Raw genomic sequence first — 24,554 nt, 5'->3', positions numbered from 1 at the left:
CCCGCACTTGGTACTATGTACTCTGGCAGCTAAAACCAAATAATTCAAATCGACATGAGCCAGAATTTAGACCGCATTGCCCCTCACGGCGGCATCCTGGTCAACCGCATTGCTACGCTAGACCAAAGACAAGAATTTTTCGACAAAGCAGAAGTCTTGCCGCGAGTCCAGCTTTCGGAACGATCGATCTCCGACCTGCAAATGATCGCCATCGGCGCTTTGAGTCCCCTCAAAGGGTTCATGGGTGAAGCTGATTATCGATCGGTCGTCAAAGAAATGCGCCTCTCCAACGGCCTCCCTTGGTCGATTCCCATCACCCTCAGCGTCAGCGAAGCAATCGCCGACACCCTCACAGAAGGCACGTTAGTCCGCCTCGACTCCCCGGCTGGCGAATTTGCCGGCATCTTGGAACTCGCAGAAAAATACCGCTACAGCAAAGAAGAAGAAGCCCTCAACGTCTACCGCACCGACGACCTCAAACACCCGGGCGTTCAAGTAGTAGACCAATCCGGGCCCGTTAACCTCGCAGGCGAAGTTTGGCTGCTGGAACGCGAACTAGACGCCCGGTTTCCCCAATACCAAATTGACCCGGCGAAATCGAGACTGCTGTTCAAAGAAAAAGGATGGAAAACCATCGTCGGTTTTCAAACCCGAAACCCCATCCACCGTGCCCACGAATACATTCAAAAATGTGCATTAGAAACAGTAGACGGCTTGTTCCTGCACCCGCTAGTGGGGACGACTAAAGATGACGACATCCCCGCTGACGTGCGGATGCGCTGCTACGAACTTCTGCTAGAAAAATACTATCCAAAAGAGCGCGTAATTTTGGCAATTAATCCGGCCGCGATGCGCTACGCCGGGCCCAGAGAAGCAATTTTTCATGCTTTAATCCGCAAAAACTACGGCTGCACTCACTTTATTGTAGGGCGCGATCACGCTGGAGTTGGCGATTATTACGGGACTTTCGATGCCCAACACATTTTTGACGAATTTGAACCCTCAGAATTGGGAATTGTGCCGATGAAATTCGAGCACGCTTTCTATTGCACGGTGACGGAACAAATGGCTACAACTAAAACAAGTCCCAGCACTCCCGAACAGCGGGTGCACTTGTCGGGAACCAAAGTGCGGGAAATGCTGCGCGCTGGAAAATTGCCGCCGCCGCAGTTTTCTCGGCCGGAAGTTGCCGCCGAATTGGCGAAGGCAATGAATATTTTTAGTTACGAGATTTAAGTCTTGAACTTTGGTATTGGTGGCATTCGGAAAAGTTTTGAATTTTGGGTTTTGAGTTTTAAATTTTAAAGTTTAAGCTTGAAACTCAAAAGTTAAAACTTAAAATTTATCTTAAGAATTAACAGTCAGCATCTACTGGATTTAGGCAAAAAGTGGTTTTATACGCGAATTATAGGGGTAAAGTGCGGTGTCCATCGCCCTACAAACTTAGGCGAAAAGTGGTTTTAGACGCGAATTAGAGGGCGAGGGGTGCGGTGTGCATCGCCCATATAGAGGTTCTACCTCGTAAGTCACAATCTAATTAAATCCCCCTCAAATTTTTGAGGGGAATTTAACTTAAAATTCAAAACATAAAATCCAAAACTATTGAAAAATGGGACTGAAGCGGCGGGAATTTTTACAGCAAGCTGGCCGGGTGCTGGCCGCCACGGGAATCAGCGAGGCCCTGTGGTTGCGGTTGGGATCGCGCTACCTCCAAGCTTTAGCCCAGCCAACAGCCCGTAAATTGGCTTTGTTGGTGGGCGTTGACAAATATCCAGATTCGCCCCTCCACGGCTGCGTCACCGATGTCGAATTGCAGCGGGAATTGCTGATATATCGGTTTGGGTTTGCGCCGTCGGACATTCTGACTTTGACTGATGCTCGAGCTACTAGGGAAAATATCGAGACGGCTTTTGTGACTCATTTGAGCGAACAAGCAAAACCCGGTGATGTTGTAGTTTTTCACTTTAGCGGCTGCGGTAGCCGAGTCGGTTCGATCGACTCTCCCGGCAAAATGCAAAATAGTTTAGTGCCGGCGGATGACGTTTGGCCGCTGTTAGAAAACGGATCGGTCAACGATATTTTAGAGGAAACGCTGCTGCAGTTGGTGCGATCGCTCGCGACAGAAAATGCGATCGCCATCCTCGACACCAGCCACACCTATCCGGGTTTCCCCAAAAACGGCAACTTTCGCATTCGTTCCCGTCCCCGCCCCACCATCGGGCAGCCAAGCCTCGCAGAATTAACGTTTGCCGAAGGTCTCATATCCCCCCAAAAATACCGTTCTGCGGTCGCCGTACTTGCTGCGGCCGCCAATTCCCAAATCGCCGCCGAACAAGAGTGGAACGGATTTACTGCGGGTTTGTTTACCTACGCGCTCACCCAAACTCTGTGGTTGGCAACTCCCGCGAGCAGTTTCAGCGTCAGTTTGGGCCGCGCGGCGGGCACAGTCGAGCAAATGGCGGGATTATCGCAGCAACCGCAAATTCGACATGACGATTTAAAAGCGCCTGCGCTGCTGACGGCAAGTTTAATGTTGAATTCGGCTGCTGCTGATGGGGCTGTGACGGCGGTGGAAGACGGCGGCAAAACTGTGCAGTTGTGGCTGGGCGGGTTGTCGGCGGGGGTTTTGGAGTGCTGCGGGGGCTCGGTGTTTGCTGTGGATTCGTCTGTTAAATCGATGGAGGGCGATTCCCTACTCGATAGCTACGCTTCACGACTTTTGCTGCGGGCGCGCACGGGTTTGTCTGCTAAAGCTCAAATTTTAGATAAGCTCGATCGTACAAACGGGCAATTAACCGCCGGGGAATTGGTGAGGGAAGAAATTCGGGTATTGCCGCGAAACATCGGTTTGACAGTAGCTTTGGACTCTGGCTTGGAACGCATCGAGCGGGTAGACGCCACCAGTGCGTTTGCGACTGTGCCGCAAGTTTCGGCGGTAGGGAGCGAGCAACCGGCTGACTTTCGGTTCGGTAGAGTCCCGGAAACGATTGTCGCTCAGACTCCTTCGGCTTACGATCCTGCTTTGTATCAAGGCCGCTACGGTTTGTTTTCTGTGGGTCAACTGCCGATTCCCGACACTCAGGGCGACGGGGGAGAAGCGGTTAAGGTGGCGGTGCAGCGGTTGACTCCGCAGTTGAAAGCGCTGCTGGCTCTTAAGTTGCTGCGGCTGACTGCTAATGAGGGGTCTTCGCGGCTGAAGGTGCGGGCGGTGTTGGCAACTCTGGCGCCGCAAGCGCGGGTAATGGTGCAGCGGGAGCCGGTGCGAGCCAGCGGTGATTATCGCCTGGAACCCCTGAGCGCGGACAGCGAGAAATCTGCCAACCTTAATATACTAAGTCTGCCCAACGGCTGCCGAGTCCAGTACAGATTGTATAATGAGAGCGATCGCCCGGTTTACTTTGCGGTGTTTGACTCCGACAGCGCGGGAAGGCTGTCAGCGTTCGGCGCTGAGGGCGAAAATAATGCTGCTGGGGGGATGTCGCGGGCGATCGCTCCGGGGGAGAATTTGAGTGTACCGGCGGCTGGGGCTTTGGGCTTGGCGGTGTCTGGGGCTTTGGGCTTGGCGGAAACTTTAATTATAGTTAGTGAGAGTCCCTTCGATCGCACTCTGGCTGCAATGGAAGCCCAAATGCAGCAAACGAGGGATGCTCTGCCGGTGGTGTTGTTGAATCCTTTAAATGTGGCGCGGGCGGTGCTGGAAGATTTGCACGCGGCTAGCATTCCGGGGGTGCAGAAGGTGGGGATATCGACGGATGATTTGGCTTTGGATGTGAATGTTTGGGCGACTCTGAGTTTTGTTTATCGGGTGGTTTAGTTTTGGGAATTGGGGATGTTTTCTGCAACTATCCGAGTATGAAATCGATATTGACTTCCCAATCAGGAAATGCTAGAGGCGAAACTTGTTGACCGCGCCAAAACTTTTGGATTAAACTGTAACCGTTGGGTCTTGGCTGGCGGTATACTTCTAAGCATTGTGCTTCTAAATCTACTAGCCAAACTTCTGCAATTTGCGATCGCGCGTAAATGGGAACTTTCACATCTCGATCGTAATCCACCGTACTATCAGATACTTCTATCAACAGCAAAACTTCTGATGGTGTAGGATGTGCCGTTGAATAGTAATCAGCACGGGGTTGTAGGAATACTACATCAGGTTGAGGTTCAGTGCGATCGGTCAACTGAACAGGATTTTGGATAGCAATAATCGCTCTTGTTTCGGGAAATTCAGCCGAGAGTCGGTTGAGGCGGTTGACACATCCGGCGTGGCGAGTTCCAATGGCTGCCATTTGTAGAAGTTCTCCTTCTATCAATTCTACGCGATCGCCCTGGGGAAAAATACCAGCTTTACCCATTAAATGATATTCTTCCACGCTGAGTAATCTTTTGATTAATTGCACTGCCATAACTACCGTGCCTCTAATTATATTTATTAAATTGTAGTCGATCGAAGGAATTCGTCAAGCGTGAAGAAGGAAGAGGGAAGAATGAATCAGCACTTCGATTCAGCATTCTGATGGAGTTCGCTCCGGGGGACAGCACTGCGCGATGCCCAACCCGCCCAATCATCTTGCCGCCGCCAGCATTCTGATTGAGGTTCGCGAACCCCGCTGGCGATTTATATCAGCAGCGATAAACTTTTTCCACCAGTTGAGCCAAGCGTTTCATCGCAGTTTCAATCTCATCATTTGTCGCAGTCAAACTAATGCGCAAACACTCGTGCTTGTGCTGCCAATCTTCCCGCAAACCGGGGAAGAAAGAACTTCCCGGCACGACTATTACGCCGACTTGCTTCAATTTTTGATACAGTTCCCAATCAGTCATCGGCAAATCTTTCAGCCACAACCAGGCGAAGATTGCTCCTTCGCCTCGGTGCAGAAACCACGGCAAATCTTTCGGCATTGCTTGTTCTAGGGTGGTTTCAACTATTGCAAATTTGCTTTTATAGTACGGGCGAATTACGTTGAGGGAAATGTCGGCAAGAGCGCCGGAATTAATGGCCCGAGTTGCGATCGCCTGTCCGTATCTCGGCGAGTGAATGCACATATTGGTCTGAAAAGACTCTAATGTTTTAATGATTCCTTCATCGCCGATCGCAATTCCGATTCTTTCACCCGGCAATCCGGCTTTCGACAAACTCATGCAGTGCACGATATTGCCGCCAAAAATCGGGGTCATTTCGGTAAAATTTAAGGAGGGGAAGGGAGGGCCGTAGGCGGAATCGACGAATACGGGCACGTCGAAAGCGGCAGCTAAATCTGCTATTTTCTGAACTTCGCCGTCGGTGAGGACGTTTCCCGTGGGGTTGCAGGGACGGGAAAAGATGACGCAACCGGTGGTTTGGTCGATCGACAGTTGGCTGAAATCCGGGCGGTATTTGAATCTGTGGGCCGCTGTATCAATATCTAGGGTTGGCTTGCAGGCGACTACTGCTTCGGGAATTAAGCTGACGCCGCCGTAACCGGTGTAGTCTGGGCTTAGCGGTAGGACGATCGATTTTAGATTCTGGATTTTAGATTTTGGATTGGAAATGTCTGTTTGTGGTGCGGTGTAGCCGCCGAAAGCGTTGGCTGCGTAGAAGTAAATTGATTGACTTCCGGGGGTAATTAGGATATTGCGATCGGTCAAATTGAGTTGGTAACGCTGGTTAAAGTCGGCCAATACCGCATCGATAAAGGGCTGATAACCTTGGCTGGAACCGTAGCGACAAACGACTTCGCCGTATTCCGGGCCCGCCAAAAGTTCGGCAGTGCAATCGCGCCACAACTGCTCGACTTCCGGCAAAATCACCGGATTTCCGGCGCTCAAATTGATAAATTCCTGCCCGTTGCCGGCTCTGAGAGTTTCAATAATGTCTTTCATAATTGCCCGAACTCCCGTGAGGTGGGACATTTGAGCACCAAATTGAGTGAGGGCAGGGTTCATGGTAAATGCAGGGACAATGATAGAGGTTGACGGTTTATCTATGTTGACAACTCCCCAGCCTGAAGGCGTGGGGATTCTTCCTTCACCCAACATCGCCTCTAAAAGCAGTGCCTTTAGATGGTCTTACACGTTGTCCAGAAGCAGTAGCGAGATGCCCTCCCGCCAAGATTCGTAAACCTTCATCTCTGATGTTGATAGCCGCGTTGATATCCCTGTCATGCCTCGTTTGGCATTTAGGACATTGCCAACTACGGATATCTAAACTCAGAATATCTATGTGATGCAAGCAGTTATTACAAGTTTTTGAGCTCGGGAAAAATCGATCTACTTCAATATAGATTTTCCCTGACCATTGGGTCTTGTATTTTAACATGGTGCAAAATTTACCCCAGCCAGCGTCAGTAATTGACAGGGCTAGCTTGTGGTTTTTAACCATGTTTTTTACGGCGAGATTCTCTACTACGATGACTTGGTTTTCGTCAACTAATTTACGACTTAGTTTGTGTAAAAAATCTTCTCGGCATCTAGTAATTTTGACTTGGACTCTAGCCACTTTAATGCGGGCTTTGTTCCTATTAGCAGAACCCTTGTGCTTGCGGCTGAGTTGCTTTTGCTTTTTAGCAAGTCTTACCTCATATTTGCGGTAATATTTGGGATTGCCGTGCTTGGTTCCATCTGAAGTAATAGCATAGTGAGTTAATCCCATATCTATGCCTACAGCTTTACCTTCTGATGTTGAATCTGGCTGGTTTTTACCGTCATCATAGAGACAAGCTGCATAGTATTCCCCAGATGGTGTCAGAGATACAGTCACCGACTTTAATTCCCCGACTGGCAATCGAGATACTTTGCAGTAAACTTTACCTAATTTTGGCAAAGTTAAGTAGCTACCATCTAGTTTTATTTTTTGAGGTAAACGAATAGATTGCTTTTGTTCCTTCTTCTTAAAATTTGGGTATTTAGCCCTCTTTTCAAAGAAATTTAAGAAGGCAGTAGACAGGTCTAAGGCTGCTTGCTGCAAACATTGTGATGGAGGTTCTGTTAACCATTCATGTTCTTTTTTTAAAGATGGTAGTAGGTTAATTATCTCATTACGACTTAAACCTTTACCTGTTGCTTTGTAGGTTTCGTTAGTAAGATTGAGAGCAAAATTGTAAAACCATCGCGCACAGCCAAACGACTTAGCCAGCAATACCGCTTGCTCGTCGGTTGGATAGATTCTGTACTTATAGGCTTTTAACACATTGCTTACCAAACCACTGATACTATGGTAAACTAAAACGCAGCTCAATGTAAAGTCCCCCTACAAGGGGGAGGTTTTAAACCCAATTTTTCTGATAACTGTTGTGCGATCGGTGTCAGGGTACGATCGAGCGGCGTAAGTTTGGTTGCATTGGGCGATCGGGCTAGATTTTTTGCTTCAAAATGCGTCTGTTAGTATGCGTAAAAATCAAGGGGTTAAATTTTGGGGCTGTAATCCAACTCTTGTCAGGGAGAAATGCCTCCGGCGGTTATGCCGCCAGACTCAAATGCTGAACCCTTTATCTGATAATAGTTTCAAGGCACAAGTCAAAAGTTGGGTATTGACAGGCGGAGGCTGAAATCATACTTTTCTTTGATGGAGACGGAAACGAACCTTGAAAACCAAATACAGCAACGGTTTAAAACACCCGCAGCCGGAAAACCCCTCGCATCCCTATCAGGGATTAAAGCCTCGATCGAGCTCTTCCTCTCTTTCTCTGTTTCCTCTGCGTACTCTGCGGTTAATTAACAAAAATTAAGCCTTTTGAAAGCCAAAAAACACCAAAACCCGATCGCCCGTTGCCACATTCCCACTCCCTCACCCCCAACCCTGACATCCGGCGGTTCCGTGAAGTATTCTAGAGTCGGCACAAAACAACTGTGAGGAAAAATTCATGAAAACAACCACCCTATCTCGCCTAACCGGCATTTCCCTCGCCGCCCTAATGCTAGCAGGCATTTCAGTCAATGCCACCGCCACACCAGCCACCACCCAACCCGCAACCCAACTCGCCCAAGCTACCGCCAAAAAACGCCTCGTCGTCATGGACTTCGACTACAGCACCACCAACAGCTACTACACTTCCTACAGAGGAGTCGGCGCAGCCAAAGGCATCAGCGAACTGCTAATCAACGAACTCGTCAACAACGGCACTTATACAGTAGTCGATCGCAGCAAACTCGAACAAGTGCTCAAACAGGAAAATCGTAGCGGTACAATGGATGCCGGCACCGCAGCCGAAATTGGCAAAAAACTAGGAGTTGACGCCGTACTCATCGGCACCATTACCAAGTTTAATATCGACAAACAATCCGGCGGCGGCAGTTTCATGGGCATCGGCGGCGGTTCCCAAAAAACCAAAGCAACCGTGCAAATAGACGTGCGGTTAATCGGTACCGCTTCCGGAGACATTCTTGCCACCGCCAAAGCAGTAGGAGAAGCGGATCAAAGCGATTCCAATTTTTCTGTCAGAGGTATTGGCGGCAATTCCGGCAGTAGCAATGAAGATGGACTTTTGAGCGCAGCAGTTGACAAAGCCGTATCCCAAATGGTGACTAAACTTGCAGAAGTCTCTAAGAAATTGCCGTAACATAATGATATCAAGTCCGGGTAAAAATTTCTAGTTAAGTTTGTAGTGAGGACGAAGAGTCCTCTCTCATCTTAAAGGGCGGATCTCGTTTTCGTTTGTGTCGGTATTGTGCGATCGCTAACAGGAGTGCGTGATTGTAAATAGTCTGATAGTTTGATTTAAAGATTTCTCACTCTCACGCACCCTACAACTACTGATTTTTTTTATACCAATTATTAAAAGTCGCTCCTTCGGGCGCCGGACACGGCGCCGTGCCGTTTCCCTACTCGCGTACAATCTATATGTATCACTACTTTTCATAATTGTTATTAGTTTGTAGTGAGGACTTTAGTCCTCATAAAACTCGCTCGGACTTCAATCCTCAGTACAAACACCCTTGATTGCGAGTAATTAACCGGACTTGGTATAACTAAGGATTAATGACCGATGACTGATGACAATTAATTAGCATTAGGATTTGAGTCTGAACCAACAGCACATTTCCCCTGTAGATTCGGGTTGGGAGTCGGGTTGGAAGCTACCTTAGAAACGGCATCTTGTTCTTGAATCCATCCGATTTCCCCCGCTTGCAGCTTGGCGCTTTCTACTGCCACTGTTGGCCCCACAGCGCCAGAAGGCGAGGGACTTGCTACAGCGGGGGAAGGCGAGGGACTTGCTACAGCGCCAGATGGACTGACTGCGGGTGTTGAAACAGTAGAAAAATCTTTATTTGACTTGGGTTTGGGAGAGTTCGACCGCACTATTTCAGGAATCGAGCAAACTTTCAATTCCAGCCAATTGCCTTGAGGCGTAAGCTGTTTGTTTGTCACCTGCAAAACGCTGCCGGCAGGGACTGTTCCTTTAACGGGCGACTCACCGATTGCGACTCGCAAATCCAAGCGATCGCCCAATGCGCCCCATTCGCCAACCGCAGAACTTTTAATCTCTATAAACGAGCCTTTTTCTAAAGACTTGACCGGAGAAGGTACAGATTCCACAGTTTTCTCCGGTCTGCTTCTAGCATTAATTAAACCGCGTTTCCCGAAAAGCGACTCCCCGGCAGTATCGATCGCCCGACCCACCGGAGGGATGAAAAAATAAGCAAATACACCTCCCAAACCCAACAAAAATACAATTTTCACCAGCAGCGAAAATAGACTTTTGCTTTTGTCCGGCGACTTTACCAACTGCGTTCTCAGTTGAGAAGTAGCATCGCCAAGGGCTGTGCTCTCGGTCAAATCTGTTGGCATATCCTCGCTGTCGGCAATTAGTTCGATCGGCACATCTAAAGGTGCCACCGACAATTCTGTAAAAGTATTGCTTTCTTCCCTCAAATGTGCTTGACAGTGAATCAAAGCAACAGTGACGTTATCGTGGCCGTTTCTAGTATTAGCAATCTCGATCAGCCGATCGCGCGCCTTCGCCACACTAATGCTACCGTCGAGAATCGGCAAAATCTCCTCTTCCCAACATTGCTCAACCCGGTCTTTATCGCTCAAACCGTCGGAACACAGCAGCAAAACGCAATCCTCATCCACCGGAAAACGCTGCACAGTCGGGTGCAGAGTGTTGGAAGAAGTAATGCCCAAAGCTTGAATCAGAGCTCCAGCGGCGACTTGTTCCAAAGCATCCCGGTAGAGGGAGTAGCCCAAACGCACCTCGCGGCAAGCTACATCGTCATCGAGAGTAACTTGATAGCAGCCGGTGCGGGTAATCAAGTAAGCCCGACTGTCTCCCACGTGGGCGACGTAGAGTTCGTGAATGTGAGCTAAACCCATAACTAGGGTAGTTCCCATCCGCTGGCGGCCTTGGCGGTGTTCGGTGTCGTTGCGGCCGGCGATCTTGTCGTTAGCAGCACAAGCGGCCCGTTCCAGCTTGGAAGTCAGGCTTTTGGGGTCCCAATTAGCTTGATGGAGGGGAAGAAGCTGCAACTTTTCCTGAAGCACAGCAATCGCCAATTCCGAAGCGACTTCGCCGCCGTCTTGTCCGCCGATACCGTCGCAGACGATCGCGCAAGCCGACGATCCCGGGAGTCCGGCGAACACCGTACCGCTGGGCGGATAGCAAGCATCTTCGTTGTGAGCCCGCGCTCTACCGACATCCGTGCCCGTGGCAATTTCAACGTGACGATCGTAAAATCGGCCGCATTTTGCCAGAGCTTTATCCAACTGGCCCATCAGTTGTTCGCCGTGGCGCACTTGACCGGCCACCATTTGCTGGCAAAGCTGCCGCAAAAAATTGGATATCGCCGGGTGAGCATCATCGATCCACTGCTGCCACAATTTGCCCAACAGGGACAAACTAGGCGGTTTGCGATCGGGCTGCAATTCCAGAAAGCGCACCAATTGCCCCTCCACCCGCAGCAGTTCCGGAGTCAGCAGCGTCGAAGCCACGCCCTGAGCGATACACGGCTGCCAAATTTGGGCAATTTGCCACAGCCAATTGAGCTGTCGCATCGCCGCAGATCCTTTCCAGGAGTCCGCCAATTCCGGCATTAAAGATTCCGTCACCTTGAAAATAGGAGCGTTTTCCAGCAGCCAGATATCTCCCGAGAGCTTGCTCGTCGCAGGCGATACCAGTCCGTATACTTGAGGTACGTGCAACTGATAGGCAAACAGTCTCAGATAAGGAGCGATCGCGCTCGGAATCTCTTCGGGCAGTTCCGGCAACTGTTCGGGTTGAGTATCGACAAGAAGTCGATCGCGCTTGACCAAATAGCGACCCGCAATCAGATCGCCCGGTTTACACGCTTTGATCCCTTCACCTACAGCCCACAAGTAGTGTTTTGGCACAGAGTTTTGCATGTTTGGTTCCTGACGCCTTTGGGCCGTGCTGATCTGAACTATTTTAGCGCTTGAACCTCGACGGGTTGATACGTGGCGATTATTGTACACCCCCGCTTTCTCAGCACGCGGGGATTCATAAGACTTTACAGTCCTAATATCCTGATTTTTCAGGTTCCCAGGCTCACCACGTTTGCACTTTTATGTGCGCAGTCATATCTCCTGACAATGTTTTAGGCGTCACTTTCCCCCAGCCCAGGGGTAGGTTTTAATGTTTTGTACTGACAAAAACAGTCTACCATTTTGTAGGCGCCGAGAAAATCTTGGCATCAGCTTTCAGGACTCGACGCTTTCTCTTGCCGGGCCAATCGTCAGGAGGCTTGAAAGCAGGCTGTTTCGATCGCATTCCTGAGAGTGCCAATTTCCCAAGCAATCTGGGCCCTGAGCGCGAATTGAGATTTTAGACTGACTGTGATGCTAGGATGCAGGTACGTAGAAATCACCTGAGCCTGCTGGTATAAATAAATATCAATTCTCGGTTGTGCCGATCGCCCGATCCGTGCCTCGCGCCCTCAGCAAGGCAAGTAAAGTTAAATTTAACCTTACCCGCATACGGATACAAGCTCCCGACGGGAGTCGTGAGCAGCCCCAAAAATTAGATATTAGTTCCAGCCCCCAGATTCATCTGTGGAATCAATTTTTTAATCTAAAGTCTCAAATCTCAAATCTCAAATCTGAAATTGACCGATCGGCCTCTGCAAGCTGTTGAGTTTTTAACCATGCCCCTACATGAGTCAAGCGCCTTTCCCGAGAATTTGCCCGAGCCCAAGCTGCTGCCTGCCGTTGAGGTAGACGAAATGCTGACTAAGATTCAGCGTTCTCACGCTTACTACTACAAAGTGATGAATCTTGAGGTTTGGGCGCTGGTGGAAACCTTGGATGGGCTGTTTCCGGGCGCTTGGGGTCAGTTTATGACCAACCGCCAAGTTGCGGTAAAACAGTTTTTGCAGCGCGATCGCGAGCCCAATTATGGGGTTGATCCCCACCATAGCGCCACAGACGCACAAATTATCGGCAGTGAAGAAGAAGGAAGAAGGAAGAAGGAAGATGGAAGTCAGATGAAGGAAGACTTGTCTTCCAGCGTAGCCGAAGGAAGTCCGAGGGATGAAGGATGAAGGAAGACTTGTCTTCCAGCGTAGCCGAAGGAAGTCCGAGGGATGAAGGATGAAGGATGAAGGATGAAGGAAGATTTTTCTCCCTCTCTCCCATTCTCCCCCTCTCCCATTCTCCCCCTCTCCCCCTCTCCCCTTACAGGTGAATTTTGGCATCAACTTGGGGAAGTCCCATGCTGTAGTTGACAGCGCGGCTGTTGAGGTTGTAGCTGATTTGACCTTTCTGTAAGAGCGATCGCACCAAGTGTTCCAATTCCGAACCAATGCGGCGGAGGTTGTATTCGGTCAAGTCTTCGCCCTCGTAGGAGTCTACGAGTTGGTCAAATTTGGCATATACCTGTTTGACGGACTCGTCGTTCCAGTTGAGTTCGTTGTCTGGGTCAATGTCGATCGTCAAAAGGTCGTTGCTGGGTACGAGTTCGTTGTCTTCGAGGATGGCGGTGTAGATGCGAATATGGCGGGTTGTTGACTTGAGCTGCATGAGTTCTTATTTGTAAAGATTTTTTCCTGAACCTATTGTAATGGCTGGGAGATGCGCGGGGAACAGGGGATGGGGAGGATTGAACCGCGAAGACGCTTTCATTCGCGAAGGAAGAGAGGGGGAAGGGGGAAGGGGGGAAGGGCGATCGTCAATTTCTCGGAATCCCGAAATATTGTAGTTGTTCGGCAGTCCAATTTTTGTAATATTCAGTTTTCTCTAAAGAATCGGAAGCTGGCTTCAGCTTGGAATTTACTTGAACGGTGAAGCCCGGATACGGCATCCTCCTAGTATGAAGCCCGTCAATATTAAAATCTTCTTCGGGATGAGTGTGAAAAGCCAGCAAGCCCAACTCAGAAATCTGATTGTTCAGTTTTTCTATCAATTCTTTAGTTTGTGGCGCACTAATTGCATTTTTTTCGGGATTAATTACTAACATTATTTCAAATTCTGATTTGCAAAATTCATGAATATATTTCATGATGGCAGAATCTCCATCGAACTGAGTCAGCGCTGAAAACGGCTCGATTTTGAATAAAATTTGATTGGCCAAGCGTGCTTTTTTAGTGAAGGGACAAATCGGTAAATCGCTGAAAACTGGATGCGGTAGCTCGACAAACTCCGTCATCCATCTGAGGGTCGATTCTATAATTTCTGTGTCAGATTCATTCATCGACAATCTATGTATTTGATATTTCACACTCATCATACTTTATTTTTATGGAGGGCGATGCACACCATTGGTGTCAATTTAACGCTATTTCCCTCAGTCCGGCAGGGGTTTAAACCCCTGCCTCATAGCTTAAGTCCTCGCTATGAGGACTGAAGAACTCATTAGTCCTCATAGCGAGGACTTTTGCCCGACGCCAGGGAATTCATTCCCTGGCGGACTTTCGGTTAAATTGACACCAACACATTGCCCACCTTGCTGTTTAATATTGGCGATCGAATTTATTCGTGAATTGTGCCATCTGGCATAATTGCACCTGCGAGTTTTGCGCGATCCATATTTGCTCCAACCAAATTGGCATCTTTCAGGTTAGCTTTTTCTAGGTTTGCATAACTCAAATTTGCACCGCACAGGTTGGCTGAAGCGAGATTTGCTGCACTCAAGTTGGCGAAGCTCAGGTTAACTCCAGAGAGGTTGAACCCGCTAAAGTTTTGACCACTCAGATTAACACTCTCAAAGTTTACTCCAACCAAATTTACCCCTGTTAGGTTGGCCCCATCCAAGTTTGCTCCCCGAAAATAAGCCCCAGTCAAAATGGCCCCACTCAAGTTAATTCCTCTGAGGTTAGCTTGACTTAAGTTTGTCCCTGTTAAGCTTACCCCACTTAGATTCATGTTGCTCAGGTTGACTCCTGCAAGATTGACCCCTATCAAACTTACCCCATTTAAGTTAACGCCGCTGAGGTTTGCATAACTTAGGTTGACTTTAGTTACCTTCGCTTGACTTAGGTCTCCTCCTGTCAGGTTAACATTATGCAGACTTGCCTGAGTTAAGTTAGCTCTACTGAGGTTTGCTGTAGTCAGGTTGGCGCTATCTAACTTTGCTTCGCTTAAGTTGGCTTGACTCAAATTTGCCTGAATTAGTCTGGCACAATACAAGGTTGCCTGGGTTAAGTTGGCCCCACTTAAATTAACTTCAATCAAATCAGCAGTGTGCAAGTTTGTTGAGTTCAAATTTGCCTCTTGCAAGTTAGCTCCAATCAAATTTACCCCTGTTAAGTTGGCAGTTGCTAGATTGGCATTGCTCAGGTTGGCTTGACTTAAACTGACATTAGAGTCGAGAGTTTTGCCACTTAGATCCACTCCTGCTAGGTTAATCCCTGTAAAGTCGCGTTCTCCCTCTTCATACCGTTTCCAAAATTCCTCAGCAGTAACAGCGGCTTCTTGACTTTTTTGAGTAGAATCATCACTTATTTGGTCAGCATCAGATTCCACAGTATCCGCATTTACAGGAGTAGCAACTGGCTGTTTTACCGCTTCCCTAGATACTGGAATCGGTGTCGGATCGATCGCCTCTTCGCGCAATAACCGATCCACCCGATCGCTAAATCGCCTCAAAACCTCAGCATCATCAAGCTTCACAGCCACATTCTCAGTGCTTTTCACCGCATTCTCAACATGATACTTGTCAACAAAACTTTGCAACCCAGCATTATATCCTTGTCCTACAGCCTGAAATCTCCATTCACCACTCTTTCTGTACAAACGTCCAAACTCTAAAGCCGTTTCTTGCGAAAAAACCTCTTTTAAATTATACCGAACAAGTTCGCTCCCACTCTCCAAATTGTAAAGCCGGATAAAAGCATTTTTTACGCTGCTAAAATTTTGATTCTTGGCCTGTCCGTCGTGAACAGTAACAACAAACACTATTTCCTGAACAACAGGATTGATTAGACTCAAATCCACATAAACCGTCTCGTCATCGCCTTCGATTTGTCCCGTTGTGTTATCTCCCGAATGCCGCACCGCGCCGTCTGGCGATGTCAAATTGTTGTAAAATACAAAATATTTTTCGTCGGGAATTCGACCGTCAGTGCCTAACATGAAAACAGATGCGTCAATGTCGTAGTTTTGTGCTGTTTGGCTGACTTGCCACCCCAGGGCGATCGCAACTTTATTGAAATCAGGAGCTTCTTTAGAAAGATTAAACCGATCGCCCTTCGTTAATTCGATGCTCATGTTGGATAATTACCTGATATTTTAAATTAGCGCTTTCGATATTTTAAGCGATTAGCGGCAGGTTGGGGCGGGGCGGGTTTACCAGATTACTCATTTGTATTACAGACAAGGCGTGAACCCGCCCCTACGGGAATTATACTAAATCTGTCTTTAATACATTCTTTATTCTTGAGTCGGGCGTTGCGCCGACTTCGTTTGACAAGACGCGGTTTCAACCGCCGAGTCCTGCATAATACTACAATACACAATACAGATTATTTATGTTAAACCGCAAACAAATTGCCTTTTATCTAGAAGACATTGAAACGCCCACAGGGAGAACGGTCAGTTTAATTATTACCGCACTCATTCTCCTATCTACTGCCAGCTTTATCGCCGAAACTTACCCGATTTCCGAACCTGTTAGAATTAGATTGCAAACTCTCGACACAGCCCTTTTAGTCGTTTTTGCTGTTGAGTATTTAGTGCGGCTGTGGTGCGCTGACTATAAATTTAAGTTTATTTTTAGTTTTTTCTCAATCGTCGATTTGCTGGCGATACTACCATTTTTACTGGGATTTGTCAATGTCAGTTTTATCCGTATTTTTCGCTGGTTTAGAATTCTCCGACTCATCCGCTTTCTGGAATTGAAAAATTCGGTTTTTCGCATCAGCAGCGAAGATGGGGTGATTTTTTCGCGGATTTTGTTTACTTTGCTCGCAATAATTTTTGTTTATTCGGGTTTGATTTATCAAGTCGAACATCCGGCAAATCCCGAAGGTTTTGGGACTTTTTTGGATGCTGTTTATTTCTCGGTTGTCACGATGACGACGGTGGGATTCGGGGATGTTACTCCGATTTCAGAATCCGGCCGTTTTCTGACTATTTTGATGATTGTGACGGGGATTGCTCTGATTCCTTGGCAATTGGGGGATTTGATTAAACAGTTAGTTAAAACTGCTAATCAGGTAGAAACTGTTTGTAAAGGCTGCGGTTGGTCTGTACATGATGCTAATGCTAGATTTTGTAAAATGTGCGGCACTCAGTTAGATAATGGTTGACTGTTGACTGTTGACTGTTGACTGTTGACTGTTACAGCAGTTTTCAGGTAGGGACACAGCATTGCCGTTTCCCTACAGAAGATTGCCTCTAATTTATATGTAGCAGTATTTTTCCTAATAACTAATAACTAATAACCCATAACTAATAACTACTGACTGCTGACTAATGACTAATGACTAATGACTTCTTCCTTCTTTAAGCTAAAGGTAACAAAATTTCAAATTCGGTACCGATGCCTAATTCCGATCGCATTCTGAATGCGCCGCCGTGTTTGCCTGTCACGATTTGATAGCTAACTGCTAAACTGGTTTCTTTGAGGGCGCGTTTTTCGGTAGAGAATGATTCTAAGATTTTTTTGTACTTGCTAGGTGACATTCCTTGGCCGTTATCTGCTATGCGAATCGAAACCCAGCGGACGTGCAGTTTGTCCAAATCGCTCGCAGGTTCGGGACAGCACACTTGAGTCGTAATGTCAATCTGAGGCTGGCGATCGAAGTCTTTGAGTCCTCCACTATTGAACTCTCTCGCTAATTCTTGACCGACTGCTTCGTTAATTAATGTATGAATAGCATTGGTCAAGATATTCATAAATACTTGGTTGAGCTGTCCTGCATAGCACGGCACTGGTGGCAGGTGGCCGTAGTTTTTCACTACTTTGATTTCCCTGGTCAAACGACTTTTGAGCAGCAATAGTATGCTGTCTATGTTGGCGTGCAAGTCGGCTGGTTTGGGATAAACATCGTCGATGTGGCAGAAATTTTGCAAACTGCTTGCCAATTTGCTCAAACGTTCGGCTCCGGCTTTGATGCTGGCAACTGTTCGGAGGAAATCGTTTTGCAAAAAGTCATAGTCTATCTCTTCTTTGAGCCGCGCTATTTCCGGCGGAGGCTCGGTACAGTGCGCGTCGTAAACTGAAAGCAACTCCATCAAGTTTTTGCTGTAGTCGCTGACGTAGGTTAAATTTCCCCAAATAAAGCCTACCGGATCTAAAATTTCGTGGGCTACTCCGTTGACTAAACGGCCTAAACTTGCCATTTTTTCGCTTTGAATCATTTGTGTTTGGGCTCTTTCGTAGCGGACTTGAGTTTCTATGCCGCGAATTTGCCAGTAGGCGATGTTTAGTGCGTGAGGGTCTAAGAGTCGGTAAGATTGGGTGTCGATTTGGACTACGATTGGTTCTGACTGCAATTCGGGCGATCGGCGCAGAGCTTGTTGAGCTGCTGTCAAAATGGTTGTACTCTCTGCGAGCAATAATATTTCGACGCGAGCGTAACTGTAGAGAATTTTCAGCGGCAAATGCAAAAATAGCTCGGGGCCCTGGGGTTTGAGCAAATATTCCAGCAGTTGCCGGCGAGATATCATGCCAGCAAACTCTCCTGCTTGCAGCAAGATGGCTCCCGGCACCAGGGGATGCTGTTCAAAGATTTCGGCAACTGCGACAGCCAAGCAGGTCGATTTAACCTGAAATTGATACAGGGGCAAATCTCGCAGGGTAGACTCTAGGGAAAGGTCTTGATGGCTGCCTTCGGAGAGTGAAGGGCCTGGTAGTTTGGAACTGAATGTATTTGCCACTGGAACTTTGAGTTGCCGAAACACCCGAAGAGAAAGTGAAATGAAAACCTACTACTAAGCTAGCCTATCATTTCACTTGGATGAGCGAACAGCCGAGACTGTTCTTTGAGTTAATCATGTTTTGCGAACTATTGGCAGGAGAATTTCAAATTCGGTGTTGCGGCCGGGCTGCGATCGCAAGTTCAGTTGCCCGCCGTGCTTTTCTGTGACGATTTGATGGCTGATCGCCAGCCCCATACCGCTGCCTTTGCCTGCTGGTTTAGTGGTAAAAAATGTGTCAAATATGTGCTGCTGATTTTCTGGGGCAATGCCGGGCCCGTTATCGGTAATGCTAATTGCTGCCCGCTTGCCGTCTGCGGTTTCTACCACTTTAGTGGTAATTTCGATTTTTGGCTGCCAGTTGTCCGGGCACTGGGTATGTAGTTCTCGATCGGCTGCGTACTCTGTCAGGGCGTCTAGTGCGTTAACTAACAAATTCAAAAACACCTGACTCAACTGACCGGAGTAGCCCCTAACTAGGGGCAGTTCGCCGTAATTTTTTACCACTTCTATGCCATTTTTAAAGCGGTTTTTCAGAATTAACAGCGTCATCTCCACGCATTCGTGAATGTCTGTATCCACGGGCTTTGTCTCGTCCATGTGAGAGAAGTGGTGCAGCCCGTTGACTATTTTTAGCAATTGCGAGGCTCCCCACTTCATCCCTTCTAAGGTGACTGGCAAATCTTCTTGTAAAAAATCCAATTCAATTTCTTCTTTTAGGGCATCTATTCGGGGGCACGGTTCCGAATATTCTGCTTCATAAGCTGACATGAGCTGAAGCAAGTTTTCAAAATAGGACAGCAGAAAAGTCAAATTCCCCCAAATACAGTTCAGCGGATTTCTAATTTCGTGGGCTACTCCCGCTACAATCCTCCCCAAACTCGCCATCTTTTCGGTTTGGATGAGTTTGGCTTGGGTTTGTTTTTGGAGCAACTTATTTGTTAATTCGTGAATTCGGGCTTGAGCGACCATTAATTGGTGTACGTCTAACAGTTTGTACGTCTGGGGTGCTAGTTCGACTACTACGGGTTCGTAAACTAATTCTCCTGACCTGTAAAGCGATTCGGTGGCTGCTTCTACTATTAATTTACTGCCGGGAAGCACGAGCAGCTCTTGCTTGGAAAACCTGTACAATACCTCTATGGGTCGCTTGAAAAACATTTCTAACCCGTAGCGGCGGTTAACTCTTTCAAAAAATAGACGCCTGGATATTATGCCGACAAAATTACCCCTATCGGTCAAAATGACGCCGGGAAGCATGGAATTTTCTTCAAAAGCCCGGGCTACTTCTTTTGCCTGTTGAGTTAATTCAATTTGGCAGTTGTATAGCGGCAGGTCTTGGAGAGTTGATTCTAAGCAGATATTCCAAGTACAAATCTCAGGTATATGCAACACTGATAACTCCGAGCTAATCTCACGCACAGCAAACATAGATGAAACCCCTGTTAAATTTTGTATTGATGGATAAGTTAAGTTGCTATTAATTGGTAAAGGGGAATTGGTAGCGGGTAATTGTTAATTTGTCTGATGACAACAGCACCCGATGGGAAAACTCGATCGCCCTGGCATTGTCTGCTAAGTAGGTAGGTGTAAATAAACCCGACTGTGTAACAGAATGTAAAGCGATGAAAACTTTTGCGATTGAGTCGTTTCACTCGCTTTTGACTACTTATGTATTTTCGCGATCATCTATTTAAAGATTTGGTTTCTCAATCAATCTTAAACCATCGAAGCTTTTGTGGAACTTACGGAGCTCTGCTGTCAACTTTTTACCATGATATACCATGCGATCGCGTGTTTTCAGAAAATGTTAAAAAATTATAAAGGAATTTTTGTTGTATGTTATACTATTTTTCCGGTGCTGGTAGGGAATTGCAGAACAGCGATAGCGGGCGATCGGTGAATCTACGGGCATGGATCGAGGGGTCGAGGGCGCGGATGGGCGATGGATCGTCCAATGAACTTGAGGCCCCAACCGTCAAGACTTCGGCTGGAGGGAAAAATCGGCAGATTGTCTAGCATTTAAGCAATAATGCAAATGCAGGCCAGTTTCCAACCCCCGATGGTCGTCAGTTTTTGGCAAATCTAAATTCTAAAATCTAAATTCTAAAATCGTCTCAGGGTTCCACCTCCGGCCAAAGGCGTTCTAGCTGATAGCGCCAAGCGCCGAGAGTCTGTTCGCGAGACTCTCGCCCGAGTTCCATTTCGCCCATCAATCCTTCTGCGTAAAAACGGTCTAAAGTCTGAAGGGTCGTTTCTATGGACTGTCCCTGCATCTTCGCAGCTTTGATGATTTGACGGATGCGGCTTTCGATCAAACCGCCGAAAAAGTCGGACAAACCTCGTTCTTGCAAAGCTAGCAGTCTGGTGACGGCGGCCGAGAAATCGGCGGCGGCGAGTGTAGCGCAACTGTGCTGAAATACTCCCCACAAAACGTTTTGATGTACGGCGTAGCGAGTTTCGAGGGTGGTGTCAAAGTTAGCTTCTAGCAGTTTATCGAAAAACGGTTCAGCTTCTTGGGCATCGGCGATCGGCAGCAAAATCCGCAGCCAACTTCCGTCTTCCGAAAGCAGGACTAAGAGGCGAAATTTGGGGGTTTGTACTTGCCAAGAAGTAGGGGCGGGCGTCTCAACACTTTCGCCGAATAAGTTTTTAAGGGTATTGCTAATTTCTTCGGGAGTCATGGGAATTTTAGATTTTAGGTTTGAGGTTTTAGGTTTGAGATTGCAGGCTGGCGATTTGGTTGTCTTTGTTTTTGATATTTATCAGTATCGCTCAATCTAAAATCTAAAATCACCATCTTAGGACTGACGCTTGCGGATTTAAAATAGGACTTACGCTCAAAAACCCGGTTTCTAGGACAATAAGAGGTTTGGCAAGGAAAAATCTACGAATCAACCGGGTTTCCTCAGAAAGGGTGCGCCACAAGCACATTTAAAGGCCGGATTCGCCCATAAGCAGCTTACCCTCTTGATATTTACCAATATCGGTCAATCGAAAATCCCCAATGCTTCAATGCGAAAATCGGTTTAGGGAAGCCAGCGGGGGTGATAGCCGGCAAAGGGAAGTTCTTCGGGCTGTACTTTTGCGGGAGAACCGTCTGCAGGTATTTCTAATAAGGGCAACACCCAGAGGCGGCCCGCGGCGATCGACTGTCCGCTGTCGTTGCGGGGACTGTCTGCTGCTGTGGGTTTTGCTGATGTGACTGATTGATCGAAAATTAATGCCAGTCCGTCGGGGGATAAACTGATTTGGGTATCTAATTGGTTGGGCAAAACTAGCAGCGGTTTGATGGTTCCTACCAAACGAGTACCATCTTTTTTGAGGTCGATGGCGGCGATGAAAGGCTGTTCTTTGTAGCTTTCTGTTTTGAGGCGTTCGGCTAGCAAGCAGTAGAGGCGCTGGAATTGGTTGTCTTTGTTTTTGCGCGGGTCGAAATAAACGGCGATTATGCTGCCGGGAATGCGCAGTATTTCTTGTTCGGCGCCTTGGTTGTCTAAGATGAAAAGCGATCGAGTGTAGTCGCTGTTGTATTTAACGTAGGCGGCGGCGGAGTTGTCGCGGGCCATGCCCAATACTTGTTCGTATTTTGGCAAAAATTCTACGGGGTCTGCTTCTGGTTTGAGGGGGACGATCGCTAATCCTTGTTTTTGAGATATTACCATCGATTTGCTGTCGGGGCGAATCATAAAATCTCCGCCTTGTTGATTTTCCAATGCTCGGGGCGCAACTTTTTCTTCTAAAATCCAAGGACTGAAATCGCCGGGATTGCTGCGGTTGACGCGCTGGACAATGATGATTTTTCCGTCGGCTGAGAGGTCGAATTTGAGGTTTTGGTAATCTTTGGAGTCTAGGAGTTTGTCGATTCTACCTGCGGGCTGCGGCGGTTGGGGATCTTCTCCGGGGGATTGGGGATTGAGGCCGGTGGTGACTGTAAATAGTTCTTGATTTAGGGTGCCGCCAGTACGGGCGATCGATCGATCTGTGGCGGAGAATAAAATGCGATCGCTGTCGGGATACGGTTTAAAATCGGTGACAACTAAATCTTTGGGAGTCAGCGGTATCGGTTTGGATTCGCTGCTGGTGAGATTGACCAGCATTAATCTGCTTTCTGTTTCGCCTTGAACGCCGATGTAAGCAAAAGCTCGATCGCGGCTGCGAAAGGAACTGCTAAACGGTTGAATTGGCGTGCCTTTATTTTGGTTGTTTTCTCCCAAATACTTGTCGGTTGCTCCGGCGAGTTTTAATGTGTAGGTAACGCCGTAGGGTGCGGGATCTTTGAGGGTGTAAGCCATGCGCCTTCCCGCCCAGCTAAATTTTCCGGGGAGGGGCGGTTCTAGTTTTAAGTTTTCCTCGACGGTGGAGTGGTTCATCGGGCGAAAGAAGTTGAGAATAAAGCCGGTATCTGCGGCGCCGATTTGTTTGTTTTCCCAGCTAAATTCTCGCACTCTGGGTGCTGTGCGATCGCCGCCCAGCAGCAACAGTCCCATAAAGATGCTCAGCATTAGGATGAGGAAGATCGCCGTGCGGTCGATCGGCTGTTTGAACGGCCCAATAGCGAAGGGTGAAGGATTAATTTTTTTGTTAAAAATACTCACAAATCTTTCTCTCCTATTTCTGCTGAAAAATCACTGCCAAATTTTCCCTCTTAAATTTTACAGGCCTGGGCGCACTCCCGACCCTCAGAAACCTATTTTTTTACCAACAGAAAGGGCTGCCACCTCTGTCTTTTGACAATAAAAACCGATTTATGAAAGTTTTGGTGCGTCCCTAACTGAATTAAACTGACCTACTAAGAATCTACTTATACTTAAATATGTCATGGCTCCGTATTAGATCGTCAGGTGATAGGTGATCTGTCGGTAGCCCGCCACCCAGAGACATTCTCACAAAAAGTATAATTGCTAGTACCCCTAAAAACAGTGCTGTCAACTTGATATCCTCCCAAAAACAAGTTAGCCCTTCTTTCCTAAGGCCGTAGGTAACTACTAAATAAGTAGGAATGTCACCGACAGCTACAGCAATCACAGCACCTAAATTACCCATAAAATGATATCCTACTGGGATGCCAATAGCGATACTCAAGAAAGTTGCGAGATTGCCCATAGCTGCGTACTGAGATTTTCCGATAGCTAACAAACAAGAACCCATCAAATTGTGGATAGTCGTGTGCCAGATACCTAAAGCCAAGATTGGCATCATCCAAGATGCTGCCATATACTCTTTCCTGTACATTGTTAAAATTAGCTGATCTCCAAAGCTCACAAAAATTGCTAAGCCTAGCGCTAAAGGGATCAGAATCAAGTTGCGGTTTTTGAGGATTTTGGCGCGCAATTCCTCGCGAGGCAAGTCTGCTAGCATCGAAATAGAGGGAAAAATTACCCGACCTGCGAGGGCGATCATTACTTGACGAGGCATATCGCCGAGGGTAAAAGCAATGCCGTAAATGCCCAACATTGTTAAACTAAATATTTTGCCTAGAACTAGGCGATCGGCTTGAGAACACAGAAAATATAAAACCGTAGACAAAAATATCCATTTTCCATACGAAAATATTTCTTTAGCTGCCTCTCGATCCCAAGCAAAGCGGTTTGAATGACCGCGAATCAAAAAATGGCTCCATACTAACTCCACTAAAGAGCTAGTCAGACCGCCTGCGAGGATAGCCCAGATACTGCGATCGAACCATGCCCACACAATCATGACTGTAGTAGAAATGAGCTGTATGACCAACTCAAAAATTACTACGTTCTTAACTGTCATTTTGCGTTCGAGAATGGATACGGAAGTAGATTTAAACCCTCCGAGTAGAGTATTTATACTGATGATGGGAATCAACCACAGGAGACGGGGTTCTCGATAGAAATTAGCAACTGGCCAAGTGATTAAAATTAAACAAAACCAAATAAAAACACTGCGAAGAACTTGCATTGTCCAAGCGGTGTTGAGAAATTCGGGTTCTTCTCCACGCTTGTTTTGGATGATACTTGGGCCCAGACCTATGTCTGTAAATAGGTGGACACCTGCAATGAAAACGTAGGCTAGACCCATGAGACCAAATAGTTCTGGTAACAGCAGGCGCGTCAGGATCAGGTTGCTGCCGAATCGGATAATTTGACTGCTTCCATAGCTGGCGATCGTCCAGAAAGCGCCTTTGATCGCTAATTTTTTTTCAGATGACATATAGTGATAACTTATTTTCTAATTACGAGTCTAGTTGCTGAATTTCCTGTTGGCAACTCCTACAGGATGTTGCTGCTACTTTTAT

The 24,554-nt window shown here is 47.4% G+C and carries 18 protein-coding genes; 6 read left to right on the top strand and 12 right to left on the bottom strand.

Going from position 1 to position 24,554, the window contains the following annotated elements:
* Positions 1 to 54 precede the first annotated feature (54 nt).
* A complete protein-coding gene (gene sat, locus QUB63_RS15390; RefSeq protein WP_332946124.1) occupies positions 55 to 1,236 on the top strand; it encodes a sulfate adenylyltransferase in 1,182 nt (393 codons plus the stop codon).
* Positions 1,237 to 1,609: 373 nt separating this feature from the next.
* Positions 1,610 to 3,814, top strand: a complete 2,205-nt coding sequence (locus QUB63_RS15385) for a caspase family protein (protein WP_332946123.1) — start codon at positions 1,610 to 1,612, stop codon at positions 3,812 to 3,814.
* Positions 3,815 to 3,842: 28 nt separating this feature from the next.
* Here the strand turns inward: QUB63_RS15385 and QUB63_RS15380 are convergent, their stop codons facing one another.
* From QUB63_RS15380 to tnpB, 3 genes are all read right to left on the bottom strand, one after another.
* Positions 3,843 to 4,403, bottom strand: a complete 561-nt coding sequence (locus QUB63_RS15380; RefSeq protein WP_332946122.1) for a Uma2 family endonuclease — start codon at positions 4,401 to 4,403, stop codon at positions 3,843 to 3,845.
* A 217-nt stretch (positions 4,404 to 4,620) separates the two neighbouring features.
* A complete protein-coding gene (locus QUB63_RS15375; protein WP_332946121.1) occupies positions 4,621 to 5,922 on the bottom strand; it encodes a valine--pyruvate transaminase in 1,302 nt (433 codons plus the stop codon).
* Positions 5,923 to 6,004: 82 nt separating this feature from the next.
* Positions 6,005 to 7,165 (bottom strand): IS200/IS605 family element RNA-guided endonuclease TnpB, encoded by a 1,161-nt coding sequence (gene tnpB, locus QUB63_RS15370; RefSeq protein WP_332946120.1) that lies wholly within the window; start codon positions 7,163 to 7,165, stop codon positions 6,005 to 6,007.
* A gap of 673 nt (positions 7,166 to 7,838) precedes the next feature.
* Between tnpB and QUB63_RS15365 the strand changes: the two genes are divergently transcribed.
* A complete protein-coding gene (locus tag QUB63_RS15365; protein WP_332946119.1) occupies positions 7,839 to 8,534 on the top strand; it encodes a CsgG/HfaB family protein in 696 nt (231 codons plus the stop codon).
* A gap of 440 nt (positions 8,535 to 8,974) precedes the next feature.
* Here QUB63_RS15365 and QUB63_RS15360 read toward each other — a convergent pair whose 3' ends face one another.
* Positions 8,975 to 11,317 carry a PP2C family protein-serine/threonine phosphatase gene (locus QUB63_RS15360; protein ID WP_332946118.1) on the bottom strand — a complete coding sequence of 781 codons (2,343 nt, stop codon included), beginning with the start codon at positions 11,315 to 11,317 and terminating at the stop codon, positions 8,975 to 8,977.
* 719 nt (positions 11,318 to 12,036) lie between these two features.
* Here QUB63_RS15360 and QUB63_RS15355 point away from each other — a divergent pair.
* Positions 12,037 to 12,471 carry a hypothetical protein gene (locus tag QUB63_RS15355; protein WP_332946117.1) on the top strand — a complete coding sequence of 145 codons (435 nt, stop codon included), beginning with the start codon at positions 12,037 to 12,039 and terminating at the stop codon, positions 12,469 to 12,471.
* 133 nt (positions 12,472 to 12,604) lie between these two features.
* On the opposite strand, the gene QUB63_RS15350 is transcribed toward QUB63_RS15355, so the two are convergent.
* The 3 genes from QUB63_RS15350 to QUB63_RS15340 form a co-directional block, all read right to left on the bottom strand.
* Positions 12,605 to 12,949 (bottom strand): NAD(P)H-quinone oxidoreductase subunit M, encoded by a 345-nt coding sequence (locus QUB63_RS15350; protein WP_332946116.1) that lies wholly within the window; start codon positions 12,947 to 12,949, stop codon positions 12,605 to 12,607.
* A gap of 148 nt (positions 12,950 to 13,097) precedes the next feature.
* A complete protein-coding gene (locus tag QUB63_RS15345; RefSeq protein WP_332946115.1) occupies positions 13,098 to 13,619 on the bottom strand; it encodes a hypothetical protein in 522 nt (173 codons plus the stop codon).
* A 278-nt stretch (positions 13,620 to 13,897) separates the two neighbouring features.
* Positions 13,898 to 15,634 carry a TerD family protein gene (locus QUB63_RS15340; protein ID WP_332946114.1) on the bottom strand — a complete coding sequence of 579 codons (1,737 nt, stop codon included), beginning with the start codon at positions 15,632 to 15,634 and terminating at the stop codon, positions 13,898 to 13,900.
* A gap of 260 nt (positions 15,635 to 15,894) precedes the next feature.
* Between QUB63_RS15340 and QUB63_RS15335 the strand changes: the two genes are divergently transcribed.
* The gene (locus QUB63_RS15335; RefSeq protein ID WP_332946113.1) at positions 15,895 to 16,674 is read left to right on the top strand and encodes an ion transporter; all 780 of its coding nucleotides are present in this window, start codon (positions 15,895 to 15,897) and stop codon (positions 16,672 to 16,674) included.
* A gap of 196 nt (positions 16,675 to 16,870) precedes the next feature.
* On the opposite strand, the gene QUB63_RS15330 is transcribed toward QUB63_RS15335, so the two are convergent.
* Both QUB63_RS15330 and QUB63_RS15325 read right to left on the bottom strand, forming a co-directional pair.
* The gene (locus QUB63_RS15330; RefSeq protein ID WP_332946112.1) at positions 16,871 to 18,247 is read right to left on the bottom strand and encodes a sensor histidine kinase; all 1,377 of its coding nucleotides are present in this window, start codon (positions 18,245 to 18,247) and stop codon (positions 16,871 to 16,873) included.
* 114 nt (positions 18,248 to 18,361) lie between these two features.
* Positions 18,362 to 19,717: a sensor histidine kinase gene (locus QUB63_RS15325; RefSeq protein ID WP_332946111.1), complete on the bottom strand. Its 1,356-nt coding sequence runs from the start codon at positions 19,715 to 19,717 to the stop codon at positions 18,362 to 18,364.
* Positions 19,718 to 20,125: 408 nt separating this feature from the next.
* On the opposite strand from QUB63_RS15325, the gene QUB63_RS15320 reads away from it, so the two are divergent.
* A complete protein-coding gene (locus QUB63_RS15320) occupies positions 20,126 to 20,305 on the top strand; it encodes a hypothetical protein (RefSeq protein ID WP_332946110.1) in 180 nt (59 codons plus the stop codon).
* A gap of 98 nt (positions 20,306 to 20,403) precedes the next feature.
* Here the strand turns inward: QUB63_RS15320 and QUB63_RS15315 are convergent, their stop codons facing one another.
* The 3 genes from QUB63_RS15315 to QUB63_RS15305 form a co-directional block, all read right to left on the bottom strand.
* Complete coding sequence (locus QUB63_RS15315) at positions 20,404 to 20,970, bottom strand: hypothetical protein (RefSeq protein WP_332946109.1); 567 nt, start codon at positions 20,968 to 20,970, stop codon at positions 20,404 to 20,406.
* Positions 20,971 to 21,315: 345 nt separating this feature from the next.
* The gene (locus QUB63_RS15310; RefSeq protein WP_332946108.1) at positions 21,316 to 22,884 is read right to left on the bottom strand and encodes a hypothetical protein; all 1,569 of its coding nucleotides are present in this window, start codon (positions 22,882 to 22,884) and stop codon (positions 21,316 to 21,318) included.
* Positions 22,885 to 23,086: 202 nt separating this feature from the next.
* Entirely contained in the window at positions 23,087 to 24,469 is a 1,383-nt protein-coding gene (locus QUB63_RS15305) for an oligosaccharide flippase family protein (protein WP_332946107.1), read from the bottom strand.
* Positions 24,470 to 24,554 lie beyond the last annotated feature (85 nt).

It is taken from the genome of Microcoleus sp. ARI1-B5 (genome assembly GCF_036705795.1).
Classification (GTDB): domain Bacteria; phylum Cyanobacteriota; class Cyanobacteriia; order Cyanobacteriales; family Microcoleaceae; genus Microcoleus.
The sequence above is the reverse complement of the archived record's forward strand: the minus strand, read 5'-3'. Positions and strand labels throughout refer to the sequence as shown.

What these genes read in the sequence shown, in the direction of transcription:
- sat (WP_332946124.1), top strand. Translation starts at nt 55, where the DNA reads ATGAGCCAGAATTTAGACCGCATTGCCCCTCACGGCGGCATCCTGGTC.
- QUB63_RS15385 (WP_332946123.1), top strand. Translation starts at nt 1,610, where the DNA reads ATGGGACTGAAGCGGCGGGAATTTTTACAGCAAGCTGGCCGGGTGCTG.
- QUB63_RS15380 (WP_332946122.1), bottom strand. Translation starts at nt 4,403, where the DNA reads ATGGCAGTGCAATTAATCAAAAGATTACTCAGCGTGGAAGAATATCAT.
- QUB63_RS15375 (WP_332946121.1), bottom strand. Translation starts at nt 5,922, where the DNA reads ATGAACCCTGCCCTCACTCAATTTGGTGCTCAAATGTCCCACCTCACG.
- QUB63_RS15365 (WP_332946119.1), top strand. Translation starts at nt 7,839, where the DNA reads ATGAAAACAACCACCCTATCTCGCCTAACCGGCATTTCCCTCGCCGCC.
- QUB63_RS15360 (WP_332946118.1), bottom strand. Translation starts at nt 11,317, where the DNA reads ATGCAAAACTCTGTGCCAAAACACTACTTGTGGGCTGTAGGTGAAGGG.
- QUB63_RS15350 (WP_332946116.1), bottom strand. Translation starts at nt 12,949, where the DNA reads ATGCAGCTCAAGTCAACAACCCGCCATATTCGCATCTACACCGCCATC.
- QUB63_RS15345 (WP_332946115.1), bottom strand. Translation starts at nt 13,619, where the DNA reads ATGAATGAATCTGACACAGAAATTATAGAATCGACCCTCAGATGGATG.
- QUB63_RS15340 (WP_332946114.1), bottom strand. Translation starts at nt 15,634, where the DNA reads ATGAGCATCGAATTAACGAAGGGCGATCGGTTTAATCTTTCTAAAGAA.
- QUB63_RS15335 (WP_332946113.1), top strand. Translation starts at nt 15,895, where the DNA reads ATGTTAAACCGCAAACAAATTGCCTTTTATCTAGAAGACATTGAAACG.
- QUB63_RS15325 (WP_332946111.1), bottom strand. Translation starts at nt 19,717, where the DNA reads ATGTTTGCTGTGCGTGAGATTAGCTCGGAGTTATCAGTGTTGCATATA.
- QUB63_RS15320 (WP_332946110.1), top strand. Translation starts at nt 20,126, where the DNA reads ATGTTATACTATTTTTCCGGTGCTGGTAGGGAATTGCAGAACAGCGAT.
- QUB63_RS15315 (WP_332946109.1), bottom strand. Translation starts at nt 20,970, where the DNA reads ATGACTCCCGAAGAAATTAGCAATACCCTTAAAAACTTATTCGGCGAA.
- QUB63_RS15305 (WP_332946107.1), bottom strand. Translation starts at nt 24,469, where the DNA reads ATGTCATCTGAAAAAAAATTAGCGATCAAAGGCGCTTTCTGGACGATC.